The sequence below is a fragment of the Pseudorhizobium marinum genome, assembly GCF_000705355.1.
Classification (GTDB): Bacteria; Pseudomonadota; Alphaproteobacteria; order Rhizobiales; family Rhizobiaceae; genus Neorhizobium; species Neorhizobium pelagicum.
Genome location: NZ_JMQK01000033.1, coordinates 1 through 18,220, shown reverse-complemented (window position 1 = coordinate 18,220; position 18,220 = coordinate 1). Strand labels below are relative to the sequence as shown.

Sequence of the window (18,220 nt, the reverse complement as noted above, 5' to 3'; positions counted from 1 at the left end):
CCACCCCTTAAAGCACGGGAGAATACGCATGACTCAATCACTGGAAGGCAAAACCGCCGTCATTACCGGTGCTGCCTCGGGCATTGGCCTGGCGACGACGCAGAAGCTGCTGGCAAACGGCTGCACAGTCGTGATGGTCGACTGGAACGAGAAGGCGTTGAACGATCTCGTCGCCAAATTCGGAAACAAGGCGATCGCGCAGGTCACCAACCTGCTCGATGCCGAGAGCTGCGCGGCAATGATCCCGGAGATCCTGCAGAAGGTCGACCATATCGACATCCTCTACTGCAACGCCGGGACCTATATTGGCGGCGACCTCACCGAGACCACGGCCGAGGACATCGACCGGATGCTGAACCTCAATATCAACGCCGTGATGAAGAACGTGCATGCGGTGGTTCCGCACATGAGCGAACGCAAGACCGGCGACATCATCGTCACCAGCTCCATCGCCGGGCATTATCCAACCTATTGGGAGCCTGTCTATGCGGGTTCCAAATGGGCCGTCACCTGCTTCGTGCAGACCATGCGTCGCCAGATGATCCCGCACGGGGTGCGCGTGTCGCAGGTCTCTCCTGGCCCCGTTCTGTCTGCACTGCTCGCCGACTGGCCGGAAGAGAACCTGCGCAAGGCAAAGGAGTCGGGCAGCATCATCGAGCCAGGCGAGGTCGCGGACGCGGTGGAATACATCCTCACCCGCGATCGCAACGTGACGATCCGCGACATGCTCGTCCTGCCGACAAATTTCGATCGGGTCTGAGGTCAGATCCAGTTCAGCCCATCGCCGGGCCACCCCGGCGGCTCGGCGACGGTGACACGATGGAGGGGGGTAGCATGGACAGATACCTGATCGGCGTTGACGTTGGGACAGGTTCGGCGCGCGCCGGCGTCTTCGATGCAAGCGGGGAGATGCTGGCGGTCGCCAAACATGACATCCTCATCTTCCGGGATGACCGGGGTCATGTCGAGCAGTCAAGCGCCCAGATCTGGGACGCCGTGTGCGCCTGTGTCAAAGACGCCGTCTCGCTTGCGGCCGTGCCTTGCGAGGCCATCGCCGGCATCGGTTTCGACGCGACCTGTTCTCTGGTGGTGCAGGGCGCATCAGGGGGCGTTGGCGATCGGGCGCATCCTGAACGCGACATCATCGTCTGGATGGATCACCGCGCAGTCGCGCAGGCGCGCCGGATCAATGCGACCAAGCACGCGGTGCTTGCCTATGTGGGCGGCGTCATCTCACCAGAAATGGAAACGCCGAAGCTGTTGTGGCTGAAGGAGACCCTGCCCGACATCTACGCCAGTGCCGAAAACTTTTTCGATCTCACGGATTTCCTGACCTGGAAGGCCACCGGCGCCTTGGATCGGTCCTCTTGCACCGTCACCTGCAAGTGGACCTATCTCGCCCACGCGTCCCGTTGGGACGAAAGTTACTTCCGCAGCATCGGTCTTGACGATCTCGCCGATGACGGCTTTCGGCGCATCGGGACCCATGTCGTTGATCCTGGCACGGCGCTGGGAGACGGGTTGTGCCAGGCGGCCGCGGCGGCGATGGGGCTGAGCCCGGGAACCGCTGTCGGGGCAGGACTGATCGACGCCCATGCGGGCGGGATCGGCACGGTGGCCGCTCGGGGAGGAGCTGAAGACGCATCCTCCTGCCTTGGCTACGTGTTCGGGACCTCGTCCTGCACCATGACCACGACCGCCGAACCGCGGTTTGTTCCCGGCGTCTGGGGGCCGTATTTTTCTGCCATGGTGCCCGGCATGTGGTTGAACGAAGGCGGCCAGTCTGCCGCCGGCGCGGCGATCGACCAGATACTGAAGCTGCATCCCTACGGCGAGACGGCGCGGGCTGAAGCCTGTCGCAACGGGGTGAGCTTGCCGCAGTGGCTCGCACAGCGGGCCCTGGCATCCGCCGGCAGGCCGTCGCAAGCGCCATACCTGGCCGGGCAGTTGCAGGTGGTACCGGAATTTCTCGGCAATCGCGCGCCCTTTGCAGATCCGTCGGCGCGCGCGGTCGTCATGGGCCTTGGCATGGAGGATGGCGCCGAAAGTCTCGTGGCACTTTATGTGGCAGGGCTCTGTGGCCTGGGATACGGGCTGCGCCAGATCATCGAGACACAGGCTGCCAACGGAGTTCAGATCTCGACGATCTCTATTTCGGGAGGGGCCGGTACCCATCCGCTGGCCCGCCAACTGCTCGCGGATGCAACAGGCCGGTCGGTCGAGGTAACTGCCTCTCCAGAGCCGGTTCTTCTCGGCGCCGCCATGCTGGCCGCAGTCGCTTCCAGAACCTATCGCGACCTCCCCACGGCAATGCCGGCCATGTCGGCGGTCATCGGCCGCTGCGAGCCGGAGACCGGTGCAATTGGAGCTCTCCATCAGGCCCGATATCAGGCATTCTTGAAGATTCAGGCGCTCGCCCGTCAGGTGCGGGACGAAATGCAGCCGCTGCTGGCAGCAACTGCCTAAGGCGCCCAACCCGCGTGTGAGGAAGACCATCGTGCAATTCTCAGGAAAGTCAGTGATCATTACCGGTGCCGGCAAGGGTATCGGGCGGGCTTGCGCGCAGCTCATGGCAGCTCGGGGCGCAGACGTGATTGCCCTTAGCCGCACAAAATCCGACCTCGACAGCTTGCGCGACGAGATCGGCGGCCGCTCGATTGCGGTAGATCTCGCCGATCCAAATGCCACTCGCGTGGCAATGGCCGAGGCTGGAACAGCAGACTTCCTCATCAACAGTGCTGGCACCAACGTGCTGGAGTCCAGCTTCGACATGACAGACACAGGGTATGAGAAGGTCATGGGCATCAACCTGCGCGCTGCGTTGATCACCTGCCAGGCGTTCGGCCGCGCCAGAGTAGCTGCCGGGGGAGGCGGTGCGATCGTCAACATCACCTCGATCGCCGGGCATCGCGGTTTTACCGAACACCTGTGTTACGCAGCCTCCAAAGCCGGCCTGGAGGGGGCGACGCGGGTGCTTGCCAAGGAGTTTGGGCCGCACAGCATCCGGGTCAACGCCGTCGCGCCGACGATCACTTTGACAGAGCTCGCTGTTGCTGCGTGGAGCGATCCGACCAAGTCTGAGCCGATGATGGTCCGGCATCCACTCGGTCGGTTTGCCGAAGTCGATGATGTCGCCAAGACCATCGCCATGCTGCTCTCTCCCGACACGGCCATGGTGACTGGTGCTGTCGTGAATGTCGACGGCGGTTTCCTCGCCGTATGACATGGGGTCCCGATCCCAAAGGACGGCACCGTAGGCGACTGCAGTTGTCCACGGTCATTGTCCAGCTGGGAGAATACAAATCGTGCCGGCCTCGACGCAATGCCTGACCAGAACAAACGAAAGCCCGCCGCGGGAGGAGATGCGACGGGCTTCGAATGTTGACGTCAGCCTGGGAGGAGGGCGGCTGCCGTCGGCTCGAGATCGATTGGGAGGAGGAGAACGATCTCGATGACCGGGATGTAGTCTGCCAGATCCCCACATGCAAACGCGTATACCGCACATCAGCTATGCACGAACGGAGGATTGGTATCGGATCAATGCTTTAAATGCCCGCACCCGTGCAGCAAGTGCCACCAGAACTGCAAAAATAAGATCATAGGCCAGGTTCATTGCCAGGCCTTTGAATGGCGTTCCAGAGGGTCCCCGGCCTGAAATCATAGCCCAAGCGCAACCATTGCATCACATCAAACGGGTGCGCGACAATGAGATCCGCTCTACCGATCTCATATCTCAGAGCCCGTAGGGTTCGCCGTCCCGAAGACGTCGTGGTCACCACTTGCGTGTCCACGACAGAAGCATCCTTGGTGGCGAAATCCATCAGATTGTCCGTAACAAGAATGTCGGCCTCGGCACCGAAGGCCGTAGCCAACACGCCTGCATCCTCTACGTCAGACATTGCGAAGCGCTCTTGGCCGCCCAAAATCAGATAGGGATCAAGCGAATCCGGTCCATATTTCATAATATCGATGATGGAGCCGGTATATGCTTTGATGCGGTCTTCTGTGAATTTCAGTCGCCGGAGAACCGTTTCGAGGGTTTCGATCATCTCGAACGAGATGACTAGCTGAGCTCCATCATCTATGCCCCACTTTTGGCTGCTCACCATCGACACCAAGGTCTGGGTTGCAGTTCCCTTGTGACCACGGTCGCGCGCCATTATGTTGCCGACGAAGACATTGACGTCGAGCAGCACCCGGACAGGACGGTCCATGGCCTACTTCCGGTGCGCGGCAGCACGGGTGAGGGCCGTCGCTTCTTCCAACATGTCGATCTCGCTGGACGCCTCCTCTGGCCCCCCGAACCGATGCTCGGATGCCAGGTCACTGGTTGCCTTCTCAAGACGAACCCGCGCCGCCGCTGCCATCATTTCGCGGCCAAGCCTGATGATGGTGTCCTGGTCATTCTGTGCGTTCAACTCGAGCAAGAAATCCCGAACACCCTTGGGAAGCCCAACGAATACGGTGATCGCGCTGGAAACCGCGTTTGATACAGACCTGTTTTCCATCGAAGCCACCATCTTCAATTTCGTGGCCGTTCTGCCATCGACGTTTGCCGAAACTGTAGAGGACATCACACGCTCCTATAGAAATACACCATTTCTATATACCCGCGAAGGCAGCGATCTACAAGGTGAGTTCATTTCACTCATCGATGACGCATGCCACTTAAGCCTGAAGACCCGCTTTGTTGGTGGCTGTTGCTTCACCAATTCCGAAAAACCTAGACGCCCAGGGAAGGGATGAGCAATCCGCTACTCTTGTTCATTCTGCTCCCCCACAGAATTCGGGGACAGGGATGAAAGAGCGGGAGCGGAATTGGGAAATTAGCGCAAGACCCTGTCAGGTAGACGAACATGCGTACAACCCGTTGGAAAGAACCCGTCGTTTTCCAAGACGGACGGATCCGGATTACACTCTCTTCGACCGAGGAGGCTATGAACTGACTTGCCCACGAGCGGGAGCAGAACACCGGCAGGTGGCGAATGGCTTGGCAGTCGTGTCGGGCCGCGCACGAGGTAGGCTCCCTGCAAACGAAGCCCTATCGGCTGTTATGCTGGCTGCTCACAGCACGCACTGACGAAGCCCACCGGCAACGGGGAATATGGAATCACGGCTGACGTCGTCGGCTCAGCTCAACGTGGCCCGCAAGGCGCTGCGAATGGCGTTCGAGGCGCAGTTCACGGTTTCAGCCTGCAGCAAGGTCCAACAGACCATCCTGCGCAAGAAGCTGGCTGGATCGGCTTTGAGGCCATCCGTTACGCTGACGAGATCATACGGCTTGCCGATGGCTTTCTTACAGAGGCGGACCAGTTGGTACGAAGCTGACATCATTTGCCGCCCGCCGCTGGAATGTCGATCGTGGTCCTGAGCCCAGATGGCAAGCTGCCGGCCTATTCCCCGGCGAACGACTCCATTCGGATTCCGGCCGGCTACCACTTAATCCACCGCGGCATCTATCAGGTGACGACGGTGGAGCAGGATTTCTCGCAAGGGCGAGGATGTTGATGCCAGCGCAGCCCGCCGATTCTGACCCTGCGTCTAGGCGGGCTTCTAGTGTCATCGGGCCGGCTGCAGGTTGATGCGGCCTTAGAAATCGAACTCTTGCTGTTGGCGTTTGAGTTCTTCGCTGAATGCCTGCTGCCAGGGATCGAAGAGCTCTGTCTCCTTGTCAGGACCAACGGTCTCGTCCCCGTCTTCGCGCTGCGCTTCGTTTTGCATCTCATGCCTCATCGGTCAGGCCGCAATGCCACGGCGAGGCGATTGCATGTAGCGGAGCGAGTTCTGCAAGACAAATAACGCTGCGTTGCAGCTTGTAACAACGCACGCTGGAGGGTGCAACCGCGTCAGCGGAGCGAGCCTCCCGCCAAGGAACACCACCATGAACCGAGCGAACCCAGCCAGCGTTATCTGGGCGTGGACATTCCAAGGTTTGCCACAGCCTCTGCAAGGGGCGTGAAATCCGAACCAGGCAATACAAACACTGGAGCGGTCACCGCCACGGCGGCGCCCAGAATATACATCGCAAGCTTCAGTCGCCGCCTACGACGCGCCCGAGCGCCCGACCAATCGTACTGCATTGCCTGATCCTCATGATCTGAGCCGCAACTGCGGCCACTAAATTAGCTGTCTCTCAATCTTGCGCAAGCCTTGCGCGAAGCTGATCAAGGTCATCCATAGCTTGGAGAACACCATGAACCTGCCCCTCGCGGCGGAGCACACCCGCTTGACGGCAAAAGGCAAGGGAAGAGAATGCACACCTGCGCTCCGTCCTGCGCTCTCTCGACCGAGATGGCGCGGATGTCGGGCGCGATCGACTGCACCGGCTCATCCACGACCTGGCGCAGCTGATGCACGAGAGCGACTCGCTCACGTGAACCAGGAGCCTCGACCCGAGCAGTACAGGTTGGGGTCGAAGGCCCTGCAGGAGTCGGCGACGAGCTTTCTCCCGGATCCGGGCCGAAGACCCGATCCTGACATGGCATTCTCGATGACCCTGCGGCGCTTTATAACGTGCTGGCGGTCGGCTATGCGCTTGAAATCCTGGGCACCCATCCGCTCTACCCGATCTCCGGCGCCGAGATCGCGCCATCGGCCCTGTCCGACTGGCTGGAATCGCTGCCCTGGAAGACGCGATCGTGGTGGTGCGGCGATCGGATCGATGCGATCGCCACCAGCGCCACCAGCCTGTACCTTAACGCCCGTTACTTTAGCAGCGGAAGGGGCAGGGAGATCCTGTTCGGGTGGCTGGCGACAAATGTCAATCGCGCAAGCCGCCTATGGGGGCGCTCCACCACGCGCCAGGGCTGTTGCAGCCGGTCGACGCCTGCAGAGAGACGCGTGGTGCCCATGCCCAGTTTGCCGGTCCGGTGCCGTTTCCGCAGGCGACGATGGACTCCGTTCTCTTGAGGATATGAGCACCAGCAGGACCATCGCCTCGGCGCCCCGGCCCTGGAAAGCCCATCACGATTTGCGCTCCACCCTTGAAGCCACTTGCGCCGCTGCCCACCTGCCGGTTATTACCTTTTTGGGGAAACGGTAACAACCTTTGGGAGCCGGCCATGAAGACGATTGATCTCATGTATCAGACCATGCTCGCGGAGCTGGTACAGCGGTCTATGGACGCCGCGTGGACAGCCGACTTCCCGCCTGAAGGCCGTTTTATCACCGCGCAGGTCAAGGACAAGCGGTACTGGTATATTGACCTCCCCGATGGCAAAGGGAGCAAGTCGCGGCGCTACGTCGGTCCTGTCGAAGATCCGGAGATTACAAAGCGGGTACAGCACTTCAAACGCGACAAGGAAGACTATCGCGCTCGGCGGCGCATGGTCACCAGCCTGACCCGCGAAGGCGGCATGAATGCACCCGACACGCTGACAGGCGACATCGTCGAAGCACTGGCGGCCGGAGGCCTCTTCCGGCTCCGCGGTCTCCTGATCGGCACGGTGGCTTTCCAGACCTACGCTGGAATCCTGGGGGTGCGGCTGCCAATGGCCGCGCTCCTGACCGGCGATGCCGACGTCGCGCAAGACTTCGCAATCTCTCAGGAGGTGAAGGACAGCTTGCCGCCTATCGTCGACCTGCTGCAGGGTGTCGATCCTACATTCCGGCCGGTACCCCACCGATCAGGAACTGCCGCCGCGAGCGCCTTCCAAACCGACACCGGCTACCGCGTCGAGTTCCTGACCTCGAACAGAGGCAGCGACGACTACATCGATAAGCCATCCCGGATGCCTGCTCTTGGCGGAGCCACCGCGGATCCTTTGCGGTTCCTAGACTTCCTTATTCGTGACCCGATTAGAACGGTCCTGCTCCACAAGGCCGGCGTGCCTGTCACTGTCCCGGCACCCGAGCGATATGCCGTTCACAAGCTCATCGTTGCGTCGAGGCGTCGAACTCATGGGCAGGGGGCGATCAAGAGAGACAAGGACGTCCAGCAATCTGTCCTGCTCACCGAGGCCCTTTCCCAGGCACGGCGCCATTCTGATCTTGCACTCGTCTACAACGAGGCCTGGGCGCGGGGACCGGCTTGGCAGGAAGGGATCAGGGCTGGGGCGGCGCTGATGACCGAGGAGGACAGGAGCCGTCTGAGGGACTGTCTCAGGACTGGAAGCACCCAAATCGGCGAGGACGTCACGATGCCGTTTTAAGGAAGACGCGGCGCGGGCAGCATGGGGAACCGACGGTTCAAAGCCCCTGCAGCGACAGATCCCGGGGACGGGACTTTCGCTTTCCGTGGCACCGGACAAGGCTTGGTGGCCTGACACCCCCGGCAACTGTCGTCGCTGCACGCGCAGCGCCGCATGTTTACGCATAGATCGCCAACGCTCCCGATGGTTTACCTCGTCATCCCGGGCTAGGCAGCGTCGTCGATGGCCTCAAGCCGCCGCTCGGTGCGCGTGTCGAAGAGGTGCAATTGCGCCGGTGCAAAGTCGAGACCGATCTCATCGCCGACCTTTAGGTCTGCCCTGCCATTCACAACCAGCACAAGCTCGGGGGTCGTGGCGGTGGTGACATAGGTTGCCGACCCGGTGGATTCCACCGTCGCAACCGCGACCTTCAAACGCCCCGCCCCGGGAGCGGCGATGCTGATGTGTTCAGGCCGCAGGCCGGCGGTCATCGCCGCCCCCGGGGTGACCCCGTAGCCGAGAGCGACCGTCTGGCGCTCGCCGAGGTCAAGCACAAGCGAGCGCCCGTCCGGACCGCCGATCGCCGGGACAAAATTCATCGCCGGAGAGCCGATGAAGCCGGCCACGAACCTGTTGACCGGCCGGTCGTAGAGGTCAAGCGGGCGACCTTGCTGCTCAATGACGCCGGCGCGCATGACCACCACATGATCGGCCATGGTCATCGCCTCGATCTGGTCGTGGGTGACATAGACGGAGGTGGCGCCCAGCCGATCATGCAAAGCGCGGATCTCCTTGCGCATGTGGACCCGCAAGGCGGCATCGAGATTGGAGAGCGGTTCGTCGAACAGGAAGGCCTTGGGATTGCGGATGATCGCCCGGCTCATGGCCACCCGCTGCCGTTGGCCGCCCGACAGCTCGCGCGGGTAGCGGCCGAGCAGGGGCGAAAGGCCGGTGGTGGCGGCAACCTCGGCCGCCGCCCGTTTGGCCTCTGCCTTCGGCGTGCCGCGGATGCGAAGGCTGTAGGTGAGGTTTTCCTCCACCGTCATGTGCGGGTAGAGCGCATAGGACTGAAATACCATGGCAATGTCACGCTTGCGCGGTGGCACCGTGTTCATCACCTGTCCGGCAATGGCCAGTGTGCCGGTGGAGATGCTCTCCAGACCCGCAAGCGAGCGCAAGAGGGTGGACTTGCCGCAACCGGAGGGGCCGACAAGCGCCGTAAAGCTGCCCTTGCGGATCGTAAGGTCAATGTTCCTCAGCGCGTGGTAGGCGCCGTAGTATTTGTTGACGCCGGACAGTTCGATCTGATCGCTCATTTCAGCGCTCCCGACGTGAGGCCCGAGACGATGCGGCGCTGCAGCAGGACGAAGATCGCAAGAATCGGGGTTACATAGATGGTGGCGTAGGCCATGATGTTGTTCCACTCGTTGGTATTGGGGCCCATGAAGGCGTTGAGACCGACGCTGGCGGGCTGCAGTTCGACCGCCTGGATCATCGACTTGGAATAGACGAACTCCCCGAACGCCTGCATGAAGATCAGGATCGCGCTGACGAGGATGCCATTGCGGGCCAGCGGCAGCACGATGTGGAGGAAGGCACCGATGCGCGAATTGCCATCGACCAGGGCTGCCTCCTCAAGTTCCTGCGGGACACTCATGAAGGTGGCCCGCACCAGCACGATGAAGAACGGCATGCTCTTGGCTGCGATCGCCAGAACGACCGCAGTGCGAGGGTAGCCCAGCAGTCCGATCTGCGAAAAACCGACGAAGATCGGCGTGATCATCAGCGACGCGGGCAGGACCTGCAGCATCAGGACCAGGAACAGCCCGACGTCGACCCATCCGTTGCGGTAGCGGGCAAGCACATAGGCGCAGCCCGTGCCGAGCATGGCAACGACGGCCACCGACCCGCAGGCAATCACCAGCGAATTCCAGATATAGCGGCCCATGTTGCGGCTTTCCCAGACCTGACCGTAGATCTGCCACTGCGGATTGCGCGGCCAGAAGTCCGGAGGGGTCGAGAACATCGCGGAGCCGGACTTCAACGCGGTGATATACATCCAGTAGAGCGGAAACAGATAGATTGCCGCCAGCACGAGCGCGGCGGCGAGCATGAGTCTGTCCTGGAGCCTGCCGGTCATCCGCGCACCTCATGACGTGTCGAGCGCACGTAGACCACCGAGGCAATCATCACGAAGACGATCATGATCACCGAGATGGTGGCGCCCTTGGCGAAGTCGTACTGGCGAAACGACAGGTCCCAGGCCCAGTACTGGGCGACGTTGGAGGCGTTGTTGGGGCCGCCGGAGGTGATGGCTGCAAAGAGGTCAAACTGCTGGAGCGTGAAGATCAGGCCCAGCGAGATGATCGCGCCGATCGACGCACGCATCATCGGCAGCGTGATCGTCCAGAAGCGCTGCCAGGCATTGGCGCCGTCGAGTTCTGCGGCTTCGTAAAGATCGCCGGGAATGGAAGAGAGACCAACCGACAGCAGGATCATGTTGAACGAGGTGCCGAGCCAGATATTGGCAAGGATCACCGCCCACAGGGAAAAGTCCGGGTCCGAGCGCCAGAAGATATTGCTCGAGATCAGGCCGCTTTCGCGCAGGATGAAATTCAAGACCCCGAAGTCGCCCGACAAAATCCAGTTCCAGATGGCACCGACGACGAGACCGGGCATCACCCAGGAGACGAGGAAGAGACCGCGCAGCCATGCCGCACCCGGAAAACTCTTCCAGAAGAACAGCGCCAGGCCAAAGCCGATGGCGAACTGGCCGGCAATCGAGGCGACCACGAAAACCGCGGTATTGGCAAGGATCGGGAGCGTCTCCGGCTGAGCCAGAAGATCGCGGTAGTTTGCAAAGCCCACGTACGGTCGCCAGAGCGTGCCGAGGCTGAACATGTCGACCTCCTGGAAACTCATGATCCCGTTGTAGAGAAGGGGAAGGCCAGAGAGGAAAAGCAGGAAGGCAAGGGGCAGCGTCACGAGTGCGATGTCAAAGCCCCTGCCGTCGGTGATGCTGGACAAAAGTCGCGCCATGGTGTCCTCCGCCTCCCTCGGGGCCGCCGCGCATTCGCGCGCGGCAGCCCGCCCGGGAGGAACCTGTTGCGTTCAGTGCCGGCCGGCTGCTGGCGGCGGCCGATGCCTTGACAGACGGGCCAGGGCAGTGTCGGCCACGGCAGCCGGACAGCCGCTAGTCGAGAACCGCCTTGATCTTTCCGGCGGCCTGATCGAGCGCGTCCCTCGATGACATCTGGCCGGTCAGTGCCGCCTGGATGGCATCCTGGATTGCCTTGGAGATTTTCGGCCATTGCGGATGGGGGCCCCGCGGCTTGGCGTATTGCAACTGCTCGACGAAGACCTTCAAAGCCGCATCCTTCTTCGGTTCACCCGTCTCGGGAATGGCAATGTCGGAACGGGCGGGCAGCTGGCCGAAGTCGGCAAACATCCGGTCGTCCTGCGAGACGAAATACTCAAGGACCTCGAAGGCTTCCTGCGGGTGCTCGCTGTTGGCGAAGATTGCCCAGTTGAAATCGCCCATTGCCGACGAGCGCTCGGCGCCCGCCTCGGGGACCGGGAGCAGCGTCACGCCCCAGTCGAACTTTGCCTCGGCCACCATCCGGTCGAGCTCCCATGGCCCCGAAATCGCCATGGCTGCGTTGCCGGAATTGAATGTGCCGGTGGCATCCCACTGGCTGCGCGTCAGCGTATCGGGAGAGGCGAGCTTCTCGTCGATGATGGTCTTCCAGATGTCGAGCGCCCTGACGGCGCCGTCGGTGTTGATGTTGTCGTAGCTTGCGCCCGCCATCTGTGCCCACGGCAGGAACTGGAACGTGCCTTCCTCGCTGGCCTTGGCGGAAAAGGTCAGGCCATAGACGTTGGCGGCGGGGTCAGTGAGCGTGCGCGCGGCCTCCACGAAGGCTTCCCAGGTCTGCGGCGGCTTGTCGGGGTCCAGGCCCTTGGCCGCGAACATGTCCTTGTTGTAGTAGAGCGCGATCGTGTTGGTGGCCTTGGGAATGCCGTAGTTCTTGCCGTCCCAGATCGTCGACGCCAGCGGCCCGGGGAAGTAGTTGTCGGTGCTTACCACCTGCGACCCCTCGATCAGATCGGTGAGGTCGAGAAACGCACCGCGCGAGGCAAACAGCGCATGCTCGGGATTATCGACGGCGATGATGTCCGGCGCCTGACCGGTGGAATAGGCGCGCATCGCTTCGCTGACGACGTCGTCGAACTGGATCTGCCGGTATTCGACCTTGATGTCCGTGTCGAGCGCGTTGAAGTCGTCGATGAGGTTGGGCGCCGGCTGGATATCCCGGTCGAGCGCCCAGACGCGGATCGTCACCGGCTCGGCACAGGCCGAAATGCTCGTCATTGCAACCGTTGCCAGTGCGAATGCACCCAGCACTGCGTGTTTGCGGATAGCCATGATCTCCTCCGTTGGTTATCCCGTGAACGTCCGGCACCTCCATGCCGGACGGCATGCATCCTCAGACCGGATCGTGGACGAATGACCCGCCCCGGCAGGATTTCAGATGGTTGAGCGCATGGACCTGGCCGGTCATTTCCAGCGCATCGCGATAGACGGGGTCGTGCCAGCCCTCGATGTCGATGGAGCCGGACCAGCCGGCGAGCCTGAGCTCGGAAATAATGTCGGTCCAGTTGCTGTCGCCAAAGCCCGGCGTGCGCATGAAGACGAACTTCTCCTTGCCGAAGATGCCGTGCTCGCGGATGACGTCCCACCGGATCGTGGCGTCCTTGCCGTGCACGTGGAATATCTTCGAGATCCACTTGCGGATCTGCGGCAGCGGCTCGATCAGATAGACCATCTGGTGGCAGGGCTCCCATTCCAGCCCGATGTGCTCGTCCGGCGTCTCGTTGAAGATCAGCTCCCAGGCATCGGGGTTGTGGGCGATGTTCCAGTCGCCGGTCTGCCAGTTGCCGTCCATGGCGCAATTCTCAAAGGCGATCCTGACGCCTTTGTCTGCGGCACGTTTGGCAAGTTCGCTCCAGATCTGCCTGTATCTCGGGAGGCTGTCGGGAAGCGGCCTGCCGCGCACACGACCGGTAAAGCCGGCAACGCAGGTGGCGCCGAAGTGATGGGCGTTGTCGATACAGTCCTTCCAGCCCTGCAGTGTCTGGAGATCCAGGTCGCCTTCCTCCAGTGGATTGCCGAACATGCCGATCGTCGAGATGGTGATGTCCCTGTCACCGATCGCCTCGACACAGCGCTTGCCCAGATCGGCAAGATCCTGCCCGTTGGTGGTCTGCCAGAAGAACGGCTCGAAGCTTTCAAAACCCATGTCGGCAATCTGGCCGATGCGGGTGGATGCATCACCCTTGGTGGCGCTGACCATCGTGCCGATGCGGATGGATGTGACGGGGTCGCTCATGAGATATCCCTATGCTGCAATGGTGACGCGGCCCTGGTTGCGGGCGCTGTCGATCGCGCCGAAAACCATGGCAAGGCTTATGATGTTGTCGCTGCTGTCGGTTTCCGGGCGGCTGCCGGTGCCGATCGCGGTGACAAAATCCTCGATGACGCTGGCATGGCCGTGGATGTCGGCGTCATCTTCCGGTGGCGGTATCTGCACGGGCTTGACGGGGCGCAGGAAGCCATCGCTGCCGGCGACGACGTTGGCCTCGAAGCTGTCGCCGCCGTCCCACAGCAGGGTGCCCTTCGTGCCGATGATGCGCCAGGCACTCTCCCAGCTCGTCGCGGCCCCTTCGGCGCACCAGGAGCCGCGATAGGTAAAGACGACGTCGTCGGAGAATTCGAAAATGGCATTCGCCGCCGCTCCATGCCGGTACCAGGAGCCGGGCGGATTGCTCTCCTGGCAATAGACGGCAAGCGGCGTCTTGCCGGAGATGAAACGCGCCGCGTCGAAGGTGTGGATGGCCATGTCGAGCAGCAGGACATGGTCCATCTGCTCGCGAAACCCGCCAAAATGCGGCGCCAGAAAGAAGTCGCAGTGCAGTCCGGTCAGGCGGCCGAGCGCGCCCTCCTCGACCATCCGGCGCACGCGCCGCACGCCGGCAACAAACCGGCGGTTCTGCACGATGGCATGCAACCGTCCCGCACTTTCGGCGAGCGCAAGCAGTTGGCGCGCTTCCTCAAGTGAGGTGGCCATCGGCTTTTCGCTCAGGACATGACATCCATGGGCGAGCCCGGTGGCGACAACGTCACGACGCGCGCCCGGCACGACGATGTCCAGCAGGATGTCGGGGCGCGTGGCGGCCAGCACGGCGGCAAGGTCGCTGCCGGTTTCGACGCCGCCAAGATCGAACTCCGACGCCAGGTTGTCAGCGTTGGCTCGGTCGAGATCGACAAGGCCGACGATGGTCACGCTGTCGCGAAGGCTGGGGCTCGTTTGCAGCGCCTTCAGCCAGCCTTTGGCCATAGCGCCGCATCCGCACAAGACTGCCGTGTACGTCACTTCTCTCCTCCTCCGGCGGAAGCCGGATCTCCTCAATACAGCTTCCGTAAACGTTTACGATACTAGGAGTGCGACGGGTTTTCTGTCAATAGGGGGTGTGGGGTTTTTGCAAGGGGAGGGCCGACGCGCAATGACAGGGATCCGCCAGCTCGCCGATCACCTCAATATTTCAATCGGCACGGTGTCGCGCGCACTCAACGGCAAGCCCGACGTCAACGAGCATACCCGCAAGCGTGTCCTCGAAGCGGCTCAGGTGCTGGGCTATGTGGCCAACCAGTCGGGACGGGCGCTGCGCAAGGGCTCGACCGGCGTGATCGGCTTCATGATGCAGACCGGACGCGAGATCACCGGGGAGGGAGACACCTTCTTCATGAGCGTCTTCGACGGCGTGCAGGCCGTCTTTGCCCGCCACAAGCTCGACCTTGTCGCGCTGCTGTGCTCCTCGGAAGAGGATCCGGATGAATACCTCAAGCGCATCGTCGCGCGCGGGTTTGCTGATGGCATCATCCTTTCGGCAACCCGCCGACACGATCCCCGCTTCGACCTGCTTGCCAAGCGAAAGATCCCCTTCATCACGCTTGGGCGAAGCCTCACCGATGTCGGACAGCCATGGATCGATCTTGACTTCGAAGGCATGGCGGAAGCATCGATGGAGCGGTTTATCGCCGGCGGCCATCGGCGCATCGCCATCACGCGTCCGCATGATGACATAAACCTGGGATACATCATTGTCGAGCGCTGCCGCGAGGTCCTCGCCCGCCACGGCCTGCACCTTGCCGAGGAGCATATCTTCCGTTCGGCGCCAAACGAGACCGCCGGCTACCAGATCGCCCGTGACCTCTTGGCCTGCAAGGAGCGGCCCACCGCCATTCTCCTGATCAACGAGGCAATCGCCACGGGGCTCTATCGCGGCCTCGACGAGGCGGGGATGGTTCCAGGGCGCGACATCGCCGTGATCGGCCAGCAGAGCCCGCACTCCCACTTCCTGTCGCCGCGGCTCACCGCCTTCAGCCTGTCCCTGCGCGACCTGGGAATTGCGCTGGCCGAAACACTGCTGGCGTCCATGCCTGCCTATGCGCAGTATTATCAGCATCGGCCGATGCGGGCGCTGTGGCCGATGACGCTGGTTGGCGGAGAGAGCGATGGCGCCGCGCGGGCATCACGATCTGAGAGGGCCCCCTTAGCCTGAACCCAGGTCATCACACCTCTCTTGCGTCATCTGTCGTTTCATATGTGACAGTTGACGGACGGATTACAAGTCCCACTGTCAGGGAAAGCGCGAGGCCCGGCTGGCGACAGTGGTATCCGGGCCCGAGAACCAACGCCGGCGATCCTTCGGCCCCCTCGACCTCCTGGGAGCGCCAATCATTTTATCCTCCCTGTTGCAGGGGAGTGAAATAGCCGTCCGTCTTGAGGCTCTCGAACAGATCTTTCTCGCGCGGCGTCCAGCCGGTGGTCGCGCGGGTCTGCGCGCCTGAAGCCGGCGCATCGATCGTCACGAACCGTGCCAGCCAGCCGAAATGCCTGGATCCTGCTTGTTGCGTCAGACTGCGGGTGGGCACATCCGCTCCCGCACCAATCGCATCGGCGATCGCCCGAAGCGCGATGCCCTGGTGCCCAACGGCGTGGTAGCGCAGGCCGAGGCCCGCCTGTTCGACGGCATCGCAGAACAGGCGGGCCGCATCATCGCGGTGAACCGCCGGCCAGCGATTGCTTCCGTCACCGACATAGGCGGAGACACCGGTTTGTCGCGCAAGCGCGATCAGCGCCGGGATGAAAGCGGTGTCGCCGCGCCCGTATACAGACGGCGGAAGCCGGACGATGCTGACAGCCAGCCCACGGGCGGCGTGATGGAGCACCTCTTCCGACGCAGTTCGCGGGTTTGCCGGTTCCCCGTCCTCCTCTTCTGTCGCCAGATGGCCAGGGCCAACGACCGTCGTCGCCGACGTCGCCACAAGCGCGGTGTGCGAGCCGTCGAGCGCACCCGCGATCGTCTCCAGAAGACGCGCGTCGGATCGGCAATTGTCCACATAGCGTGAGAAATCGTGATCGAAGGCGGTGTGGATCACCGCATCCACGCCGGTAAGACCACCCACGACACTGGCAGGCTCGGCGATGTCGCCCCGGTGCACCTCGACCCCTCGCGCCAGGAGACTTGCTGCGGAATGATCGCTGCGCGCAAGGCCGCGAACCAGGTGCCCGCGGTCGAGGAGTTCCCCGACCACCGCCGCACCGATGAAACCTGTTGCTCCCGTCACAAATATCCGCATCGAGATCTCCTTCTTCTCAGGACACCTCTGACAGGCTAAGACCGTCGGGAACAGCCGTGACATTATACCGGTAGGCAGGCTACCTGGCCGATCGGTGGGCAGCGACCGCTGCTTCCAGCACGGCCCGGTCACTGTCGCTGACCGGGGTGTAGACGACCATGCTCAGGTGCGGCGCGCCTTCCACCCCAAATGCAGTGTAGTCCAGATTAATGCGGCCGATACGGGGGAGTACGGCGATCTTGCGTCCCTCGGCCAGGGTGGCGACGATACCTTCGTCCCAGAACCGTCTGAAGCACTCGCTGCGACCCATCAGACTGCTGATCAGCGGCTGCACCTCGCCACCCGCACCGACGCGAGCCACGTCACGCCGAAATGCCGCGATGGCGGCGCGCGCATCAACCTCCCACATCGGCAAGCGTGCCCGTGGCTCGGATCGACAAAACAGGATCTCGAGAATATTGCGCTGATCGAGAGGAAGCGCGGTGTAGTCGGTCAGCACTGCCAAAGCCGGCTCGTTCCACGCCAGCACGTCCCATCGATGGTTTTTGATAAATGCCGCCGCCCCGCTCAGCGAATCCAGCACGCCCTGCAGCTTGCCCATCGAGGGCTGCGCGGTGGCACGTCCGACGGACGGCGGCCGGTGCTGCGCCAGCAGGAACAGATGCTCCCGTTCGTCGGCCGACAGCGCGAGCGCCCGCGACAGGCGATCGAGCATATCGGCCGAGGGCGTTCCTTCGCGTCCCTGCTCAAGCCAGGTATACCAGGTGACACTGGCATTGGCCCGCTGCGCAACCTCTTCCCGCCTGAGGCCGGGCGTGCGGCGTTTGCCGCCGCCAAGCCCGAACGCGGCGGGATCCAGCCGCTCGCGACATCGCCGCAGGAAAGCAGGAAGCGTCTCCAAGGCGCTCGTATTGTTCGTGCTCACGGTTATTACCGCGCTCCTCTTCATGTCCCGTTGGCGATGCCGGGGGCCGTTCACTCCTGCAGCAAGACAGGTGTCGTCCAACTCCAGTACCGGTCATGGGAGTGGTTCGTGCGCTGCCGAGCCCATGCCCTATAAGCGCCAGTGAAGCGGCTGCGTCGCATCCGACCTGTGGTCTTCCAGTCGGGTCGGCGATAGCCGCACGATTGCTTTCAAGCCCGGATGATTGTCTGCCAGCCGACAAGGTCGCGGCGATCCCCGTGATCGTCGACAACGGCGGTGGGGAGCGGTGTCCATCATTCGGCGTGGTTTCCTTCGGCGTTATTTTCTGGGTCTATTCGGCGCCCGGCAACCTTTGTTGCACAACATGTCGTTGACGCAAAAGCCGGGTCATCCGCCTGAACGGCGTCTTTGCCCTTGAGAGGCCCGGGAACCCGCCGGCCAGAAGGATCCGGCGGACTCCGA

General features: G+C 62.4%; 16 protein-coding genes. 5 read left to right on the top strand and 11 right to left on the bottom strand.

Annotated elements, in window-relative coordinates:
* Positions 1-28: 28 nt before the first annotated feature.
* The 3 genes from EO99_RS0123960 (at position 29) to EO99_RS0123950 (ending at position 3,223) form a co-directional block, all read left to right on the top strand.
* Entirely contained in the window at positions 29-760 is a 732-nt protein-coding gene (locus EO99_RS0123960; RefSeq protein ID WP_029621086.1) for an SDR family oxidoreductase, read from the top strand.
* A 74-nt stretch (positions 761-834) separates the two neighbouring features.
* Positions 835-2,466, top strand: coding sequence for an FGGY-family carbohydrate kinase (locus EO99_RS0123955; protein WP_029621085.1), 1,632 nt, complete (start codon positions 835-837; stop codon positions 2,464-2,466).
* 31 nt (positions 2,467-2,497) lie between these two features.
* Complete coding sequence (locus tag EO99_RS0123950) at positions 2,498-3,223, top strand: SDR family oxidoreductase (RefSeq protein ID WP_029621084.1); 726 nt, start codon at positions 2,498-2,500, stop codon at positions 3,221-3,223.
* A gap of 373 nt (positions 3,224-3,596) precedes the next feature.
* On the opposite strand, the gene EO99_RS0123940 is transcribed toward EO99_RS0123950, so the two are convergent.
* From EO99_RS0123940 to EO99_RS28545, 3 genes are all read right to left on the bottom strand, one after another.
* Complete coding sequence (locus EO99_RS0123940; RefSeq protein WP_029621083.1) at positions 3,597-4,214, bottom strand: PIN domain-containing protein; 618 nt, start codon at positions 4,212-4,214, stop codon at positions 3,597-3,599.
* Positions 4,215-4,217: 3 nt separating this feature from the next.
* The gene (locus EO99_RS0123935) at positions 4,218-4,574 is read right to left on the bottom strand and encodes a hypothetical protein (RefSeq protein WP_029621082.1); all 357 of its coding nucleotides are present in this window, start codon (positions 4,572-4,574) and stop codon (positions 4,218-4,220) included.
* Positions 4,575-5,589: 1,015 nt separating this feature from the next.
* Positions 5,590-5,721, bottom strand: coding sequence for a hypothetical protein (locus tag EO99_RS28545; RefSeq protein ID WP_268871324.1), 132 nt, complete (start codon positions 5,719-5,721; stop codon positions 5,590-5,592).
* A 1,340-nt stretch (positions 5,722-7,061) separates the two neighbouring features.
* On the opposite strand from EO99_RS28545, the gene EO99_RS0123900 reads away from it, so the two are divergent.
* Positions 7,062-8,150, top strand: a complete 1,089-nt coding sequence (locus EO99_RS0123900; protein ID WP_029621079.1) for a nucleotidyltransferase family protein — start codon at positions 7,062-7,064, stop codon at positions 8,148-8,150.
* 206 nt (positions 8,151-8,356) lie between these two features.
* On the opposite strand, the gene EO99_RS0123895 is transcribed toward EO99_RS0123900, so the two are convergent.
* The 6 genes from EO99_RS0123895 to EO99_RS0123870 form a co-directional block, all read right to left on the bottom strand.
* Positions 8,357-9,445, bottom strand: a complete 1,089-nt coding sequence (locus tag EO99_RS0123895) for an ABC transporter ATP-binding protein (RefSeq protein WP_029621078.1) — start codon at positions 9,443-9,445, stop codon at positions 8,357-8,359.
* A complete protein-coding gene (locus EO99_RS0123890) occupies positions 9,442-10,269 on the bottom strand; it encodes a carbohydrate ABC transporter permease (protein ID WP_029621077.1) in 828 nt (275 codons plus the stop codon). Before EO99_RS0123890 ends, EO99_RS0123895 begins: the two co-directional genes overlap by 4 nt.
* Entirely contained in the window at positions 10,266-11,168 is a 903-nt protein-coding gene (locus EO99_RS0123885; RefSeq protein WP_029621076.1) for a carbohydrate ABC transporter permease, read from the bottom strand. Before EO99_RS0123885 ends, EO99_RS0123890 begins: the two co-directional genes overlap by 4 nt.
* 154 nt (positions 11,169-11,322) lie before the next feature.
* Positions 11,323-12,555 carry an ABC transporter substrate-binding protein gene (locus EO99_RS0123880; protein ID WP_029621075.1) on the bottom strand — a complete coding sequence of 411 codons (1,233 nt, stop codon included), beginning with the start codon at positions 12,553-12,555 and terminating at the stop codon, positions 11,323-11,325.
* 61 nt (positions 12,556-12,616) lie between these two features.
* The gene (locus tag EO99_RS0123875) at positions 12,617-13,519 is read right to left on the bottom strand and encodes a sugar phosphate isomerase/epimerase family protein (protein WP_029621074.1); all 903 of its coding nucleotides are present in this window, start codon (positions 13,517-13,519) and stop codon (positions 12,617-12,619) included.
* 9 nt (positions 13,520-13,528) lie between these two features.
* Positions 13,529-14,563 carry a Gfo/Idh/MocA family protein gene (locus EO99_RS0123870; RefSeq protein WP_037112871.1) on the bottom strand — a complete coding sequence of 345 codons (1,035 nt, stop codon included), beginning with the start codon at positions 14,561-14,563 and terminating at the stop codon, positions 13,529-13,531.
* Between the two features lie 130 nt (positions 14,564-14,693).
* On the opposite strand from EO99_RS0123870, the gene EO99_RS0123865 reads away from it, so the two are divergent.
* On the top strand, positions 14,694-15,752 hold the full coding sequence (locus tag EO99_RS0123865) for a LacI family DNA-binding transcriptional regulator (RefSeq protein WP_029621072.1): 1,059 nt from the start codon (positions 14,694-14,696) through the stop codon (positions 15,750-15,752).
* A 181-nt stretch (positions 15,753-15,933) separates the two neighbouring features.
* Here the strand turns inward: EO99_RS0123865 and EO99_RS0123860 are convergent, their stop codons facing one another.
* The gene (locus tag EO99_RS0123860) at positions 15,934-16,833 is read right to left on the bottom strand and encodes an SDR family oxidoreductase (protein WP_037112867.1); all 900 of its coding nucleotides are present in this window, start codon (positions 16,831-16,833) and stop codon (positions 15,934-15,936) included.
* A 79-nt stretch (positions 16,834-16,912) separates the two neighbouring features.
* The gene (locus EO99_RS0123855) at positions 16,913-17,758 is read right to left on the bottom strand and encodes a helix-turn-helix transcriptional regulator (RefSeq protein WP_235776919.1); all 846 of its coding nucleotides are present in this window, start codon (positions 17,756-17,758) and stop codon (positions 16,913-16,915) included.
* Between the last annotated feature and the right edge of the window lie 462 nt (positions 17,759-18,220).